The following is a 5,212-nucleotide window of genomic DNA, read 5'->3' as shown; positions in this document are numbered from 1 at the left end:
GCTCCGCCGCGTTTTGCCGTCGCCCGCTGGGATTTCATCTCGATTTTGCTCACCGCAAAACGAGTGAAATCCCTTATTTACGCGGGCGGGCGACGGAGTTTTCGTGAGTGGGCAAATTTTTTCGCGCGCCGGGGAAATCTTGTCAAAACACGCAAGCACATTTTGACGATTTCCCTCTTTAGGCGTGGCGCGCGGTTTGGTTTGAGGGGACTGGCCTCGGGCCGGCCGGGCCCCACGTCCCGTGGACGGGAAATGCTGACGCATTTCAACTGACAGCCTGCCCCTACGCCCGACGCCGCGAACGGATGAGACGAAGCGCCTCGCCGATCCACAACACTGCCGATGTCGCTCCGATCGCGATCGCCCAATCCCTCAACGACAACGGAACGACCCGGAACACTTCGCCGCCGAACGAAACGATCACCACCTGGCCGATCACGATCAAAGCCGCGACCAGCAGGAAACCCGTGTCGTGCCACAAACCGTGGAACGCCGAACGACCGCTCGCATAGGCCTTCGCATTGAACATATTCCAGAACTGCAACAACACGAATACCGTAAAAAAGAGTGACAATTCATACGCCGTCACCCCTCCGCCGGTGTGTCCGAACCAAGCCAGCAAGCCCAGCAGAACCGCCACGAAACCGAAGCCCGTCCAGAGGATCGACCGGCGCATGACAGGCGTGATGATAAAATCGGTCGTCCGCCGCGGCCGATGCGACATCTCGCTCCGATCCGGAGGCAACGACGCCAAGGCGCCCGCCGCAAAGGTGTCCATAATCAGGTTGACCCACAGCATCTGGGTCACCGTCAGCGGCAGGGCGAACCCCAGCAACGACCCCAGAAAAACGATCGTCAACGCCGCCACATTGATGGTCAGCTGGAACAGGACAAACCGCTGGATATTCCGGTAAACCGACCGCCCCCACATCACCGCCGTGGCGATGCTGGCGAACGAGTCGTCCAGCAGCGTGATGTCGCTCGCCTCGCGCGCCACCGACGTGCCGCTCCCCATCGACAAACCCACGTTGGCGAAGTTCAGGGCCGGCGCATCGTTCGTCCCGTCGCCCGTCACCGCCACCACCTCGCCCCGACGCTGCAAAAGCTGCACGAGACGCTGTTTGTCCATCGGCCGGGCCCGCGACATGATCTTGATCTCCGCCGCCCGTTCCAACGCCTCTTCGTCCGAGAGAGCCTCCCACTCGACGCCCGTAATCTCGTTCCGCGGGCCGTCCGACGCCGGATCCCACAGCCCGATCCGACGACCGATCTCGCGAGCCGTCCCCGGCGTATCGCCTGTCACGATCTTGACGGCAATCCCCGCCTCCATACACTCGGCCACCGCCGCCGGCACATCCTCCCGCACCGGATCCATAATCGCCGTATAGCCCGCAAACGTCAATCCCCCCTCGGCCACCAAAGCCTTGAGCGCCTCGGCATCGGCATGAGCATACTTCGCTGACTCATCCCCCGCCGGCAAAATCCGATAAGCAAATCCCAACGTCCGCATCGCCTGCTGCTGATATTCGGCCAATTGCGCCTCCACCTCCGTCCGCTGCGCCTCCGACAGGCCGGCACAATGCCCCAGAACGATCTCCGGAGCCCCCTTCACGTACAAAACGGTTTGTCCGTCGATCCCCTCCGCCCCCGAGCGAACAAGCGTCGCCATATACTTATTCCGGGTCGAGAACGGCAACCGGGCGATAACCTCGGCCCGTTCGCGCCACCCGGCATAGCTCTCTCCGGCCGCATCGAGCCAAAGCAGCAACGCCCCCTCGGTCGGATTCCCGAGGGCTTTCGGCTGGTTCGGATCGTCGCGATTCAGCTCGGCCGTCGTATTGACCGCAACCCCCTCGTACACAACACTTTCCGGAACACCGAAATCAAAATGGGCCGCCTCGACGCTCATCCGGTTGGCAGTCAGCGTCCCCGTTTTGTCTGTACAGATCACGGTCGTGGCCCCCATGGTCTCGCAAGCGTGCATCTTGCGCACCAGATTATTGGACTTCAGCATCTTCCGGATCGACAGCGCCAGCGCCAGCGTCACCGCCATCGGCAACCCTTCGGGCACGGCCACGACAATCAGGGTCACCGCCACCATAAAGTAGTTCAGTATCCGTCCCGCCGCGTCGAGCCCGATCCAAGCCTGAGCCGACAGCGGATCGACTCCGAAAAAGAGCCCCAGCGAAGCAATCCCGGCACAGACTAACATCCCGCACAACAGCCAGAAAAACCAGCCCCGCCGCGCAATCCCCGCCGACATCTGCCGCGGCCGGCCGGCCAGATCGAAAGCGTCGTAAACCAACGGCAGCCACATCTTGACCGAAGCCACCGCCAGCCCGGCGAACACTGCGCCGAGCAGCCCCAGCTGCCCCCACGTAAAGCGGTCGTGGCCGTCGAAAACGTCCTTCAGAAACAAGGCCGCAAAGGTGAAAACGGCCAGGCCGAAGCCCACCACGCCGATCAGCTTGGCCAGCCGTTCGAGCTGGCGGTTGAGAGGGGTATTCTCCTCGGCCTGCACCGTCGCCTGGGTGGCTACACGCCCGAACTCGGTAGCGTCTCCCACGCGAACCACCCGGGCGACGCCGTGCCCCTCGATGACGCTCGTCCCGCGCAGGACAAGGTTCCCGGGGTAGGTGGCATCGGGCCGGAACTCCTCGGGATGGATGGTCTTAAAGGCGGAGGGCTCGCCGGTCAGGTTGGATTCGTCGACCTGCAAGGCCATGGCTTCGAGCAGCTCCGCATCGGCCGGCACCTCGTCGCCGGTTTCGAGCAGGATGATGTCGCCGACCACGATCTCCCGTTTCCCCACCTCGCGCACCTGTCCGTCGCGGATCACCCGCACCGGGGTGTCGTCGTTCACCTGGTTGAGGAGGTCGAATTTGCGGGCGGCATCGACTTCGAACCAGAACGAGACGCCGGTGGCCAGAAAAATGGCGCAGAATATCCCGACGGTTTCATAATATTCGCCGTGGACGAACGAGATGCCCAACGACAGAAAAGCGGCGATCAGCAGAATCCGGATAACGGGGTCGGAAAATTTACCCAAAAACAGTTTCCACAACGGCGTCCGCGGCGGAGGGGTCAGCACGTTCTCGCCGTGTTCGGCCCGGCTCGCTTCGACTTCGCGGGCACTCAATCCTCGGTGTGTCATAACAAAATACTTCTTCTAAAGGGATAAAAAGACTACAAGGCGTTGATCTTCAATAATTGTTCCATATATTTCCGATCGTTGGCCAACCGGGGCACTTTGTTCTGTCCGCCGAGTTTCTTGCGTTCGTCCATCCAGCGGTAGAAGGCTCCTTTCCGCGCGACGACGAGCTGCGGCGGCATGAGGGTGGTGTTTTTGAACCGTTTGGCGGCGTAGTCGGAGTTGACCTCCTGCAAAGTACGGTCGAGGGTCTCGGCAAAGAGCATGACGTCCGACGGCGGAGCGGAAAATTCGACGAACCACTGGTGTGCCCCCTTGGCCCGCCCTTCCATAAAGATCGGGGCGGCGGTGTATTCGAGCACGCGGGCACCTGTCGCGGCACAGGCCGCCGAGACGGCACGTTCGGCGTTGTCGATGACGATCTCTTCGCCGAATGCGTTGATGTAGCTCTTGGTCCGTCCGGTAATCCGGATTTTATGAGGGGCGAGGCTGGTGAATTCGACGGTGTCGCCGATCATATACCGCCACAGGCCGCCCGAGGTGGAGATGATCATGGCGTAGTTGACGCCGATCTCGACATCGGCCAGCGTCACGGCCTTCTCCGGCCGGTCGAGCTCGCCGACGGGCAGGAATTCGTAGAAGACGCCGTAGTCGAGCATCAGGAGCATGTCGGAGGTGGAAAGGTTGTCCTGTAGGGCGAAGAAGCCTTCGGAGGCGTTATAGGTCTCCATGTATTTCATCTGCGACGAAGGAATCAGCCGCCGATATTGTTCGCGATAGGGTGCAAAGCTGACGCCGCCGTGGATAAAGAGGGAGAGGTCGGGCCACACTTCGAGCAGATTGTCGGTGCCGGTGTATTCGAGCATGCGGTTCATGAGCACGAGGTTCCACGAAGGCACGCCGACGAAAGCGGTCACGCGTTGTTTGGAGCATCGCCAGCAGATGGCGTCCACTTTGCGTTCGAAGTCGGGAATCAGGGCGATGTGGGTCGAGGGTTCGCGCAGGCGATTGACCCACCCCGGGGCGTTGTGGATCAGGATGGCGGAGAGGTCGCCGCTCTGGACGCCTCCACCGAGGGGGTCGAGCCGGTGGCTGCCGCCGAGGGTGAGGGTCTTGCCGCTGAAGGCTTTGCTCCGGGGGTGGTAGTAGGCGAAAAGGGCCATAGTATCCCGCCCGCCCTGGAAGTGACACTGGTGCAAGATCTCATCGGTGACGGGAATGTATTTGCTCCGGTCGCCGGTGGTGCCGGAGGATTTGGCGAACCAGCCGACTTTGCCGGGCCAGAGGATGTTCTCTTCGCCGCGGCGCATGCGTTCGATTTCGGTCTGAATGTCGTCGTAGTTCACGACCGGTATCCGCCGCTGGTAGGTCTCGACGGAGTCGTAGGCGTGCATGTCGTAGTGTCGGAAGTAGTCGGTCTGTGCGCCGTAGCTCATCAGGAGCCGGAATTGTTCGGCCTGGACTTCCCACGGGAAGCGCCGGAAGTGCTCGATGGCTTTGAGCCGTTTGGAATAGAGGGTGGTGAGTATCGAATTGATCAATGACATGGCGATATTTTCTCGCTGTTATATGCTGGTTTTCATCTGGTTCATCGGTCGGAGGGCGGTCCGGCTCGGCTCCGCCCCGGGCTTCCGCTACAATGCGCCGGGGGTGTTGGGCTACTCGGGCAACCATGGGTACCAATGGTCGTCGGCTGTCAGCGACATCAAGGGGACATTGTTCGGTTTCAGCATGGAGCGTCTCGAAACCAATGGTCCGAGCAGTCGCGGTAACGCTCTTCAGTTGCGTTGCCTCTCGGAATAAACGGGGTGCGTACCCGCGGTGGGCAAGGAGCTGGAGCTACCTTATTCTGACCTGGCAGCGGGCTGCAAGAACATAGCCCAATTCACCTATTAACCGTTCGCCGCCAGCGAAGCGCAACCGAGTTTGCGAAAATGCAATTGCTTTAGCGGGTTGAAGCCTGCGGGGCCTAAAAGCAACGTCAGTTGCGGGCCTCCGCTGCGGGAGGCTTCGGCCCACGCGACTCTACGAGTCGCAGGAGCACTACCCATTCGTCTCTTG

Annotated in this window: 4 protein-coding genes; 2 read left to right on the top strand and 2 right to left on the bottom strand. The window is 61.2% G+C overall.

Annotated features, from left to right (window positions below):
* Window positions 1-273 (top strand): hypothetical protein (locus QZ302_RS08395; RefSeq protein ID WP_294594418.1); only part of this gene is annotated, 273 nt, incomplete at its 5' end.
* 10 nt (window positions 274-283) lie between these two features.
* Here the strand turns inward: QZ302_RS08395 and QZ302_RS08390 are convergent.
* Complete coding sequence (locus tag QZ302_RS08390; RefSeq protein ID WP_294594415.1) at window positions 284-3,154, bottom strand: calcium-translocating P-type ATPase, PMCA-type; 2,871 nt, start codon at window positions 3,152-3,154, stop codon at window positions 284-286.
* A gap of 32 nt (window positions 3,155-3,186) precedes the next feature.
* Window positions 3,187-4,698, bottom strand: coding sequence for a GH3 auxin-responsive promoter family protein (locus QZ302_RS08385; protein ID WP_294594413.1), 1,512 nt, complete (start codon window positions 4,696-4,698; stop codon window positions 3,187-3,189).
* Between QZ302_RS08385 and QZ302_RS08380 the strand changes: the two genes are divergently transcribed.
* Entirely contained in the window at window positions 4,697-4,954 is a 258-nt protein-coding gene (locus QZ302_RS08380) for a hypothetical protein (protein ID WP_294594411.1), read from the top strand. The two genes, QZ302_RS08385 and QZ302_RS08380, sit on opposite strands and share 2 nt — an antisense overlap.
* Window positions 4,955-5,212 lie beyond the last annotated feature (258 nt).

The organism is uncultured Rikenella sp., from assembly GCF_910579375.1.
GTDB lineage: Bacteria > Bacteroidota > Bacteroidia > Bacteroidales > Rikenellaceae > Rikenella.
The sequence above is the reverse complement of the archived record's forward strand: the minus strand, read 5'-3'. Positions and strand labels throughout refer to the sequence as shown.